The organism is Mycobacterium sp. GA-1199 (assembly GCF_001500045.1).
Lineage (GTDB): Bacteria > Actinomycetota > Actinomycetes > Mycobacteriales > Mycobacteriaceae > Mycobacterium.
In genome coordinates this window covers 1-708 of the sequence record NZ_LQIX01000046.1, presented here as the reverse complement: position 1 = coordinate 708, position 708 = coordinate 1, and the positions used below count along the sequence as shown (strand labels likewise).

The following is a 708-nucleotide window of genomic DNA, read 5'->3' as shown; positions in this document are numbered from 1 at the left end:
TGCCGATGATCGCGATCCGACGGTTGTCGAGGTCGTAGGTGTGATCCCACGCGGTGGTGTGCATGATCCTGCCGGCGAAACTCTCGATACCCGGAATCTCGGGTGTGTGTGGCTGCGACAGGAACCCGGTGGCGGTGATGAGGTAGCGCGCCGACAGCGTGTCGCCGCCGGCCAGCGTGACCCGCCACACCTCGGCTTCCCCATCCCAGCAGGCGCCTTCGACGAGCGTGTTGAACCGCATGTGCCGACGCACGTCGTACTTGTCGGCGACGTCAGCGGCGTACTGCTTGATCTCGTCGCCGGTCGAGTACAGCCGCGACCAGTTCGGGTTGGGCTCGAAGTAATACGAGTACGTGGTCGTCGGCACATCGACCGCCAACCCGGGGTAACGGTTGACGTGCCAGGTGCCGCCCAGGTCGTCCTCACGATCGAGGATGACGAAGTCCTGATATCCCATCCGCTTGAGCTGGATGGCCGCGCCGATCCCCCCGAAACCAGCGCCCACGATGACGGCGTCGAGTACTTCGGAAGTCATAGAAAAACGGTACCGCAGCCACCAGGCAGTATCGGGGAGGCGTCAGCCCTTTAGCGAGCCGGTTCTCGGCGGATCGAGCGTCGCAATGCAGGTCACGGCCCGGTCACCCTGTTCCCAGGTTTCGGCCGTGGGATAGAGCACATACAGCTGAACCGAACTGTCCGTCATGGCTT

1 protein-coding gene and 1 pseudogene are annotated in these 708 nt (G+C 63.4%); both read right to left on the bottom strand.

From position 1 onward, the window contains the following. A partial coding sequence (locus tag AU198_RS20900; RefSeq protein ID WP_156431700.1) for a flavin-containing monooxygenase occupies positions 1 to 535 on the bottom strand: 535 nt, incomplete at its 3' end. A 42-nt stretch (positions 536 to 577) separates the two neighbouring features. Beyond that, positions 578 to 708: pseudogene (locus AU198_RS27055) on the bottom strand (septum formation family protein); the annotation flags it as partial.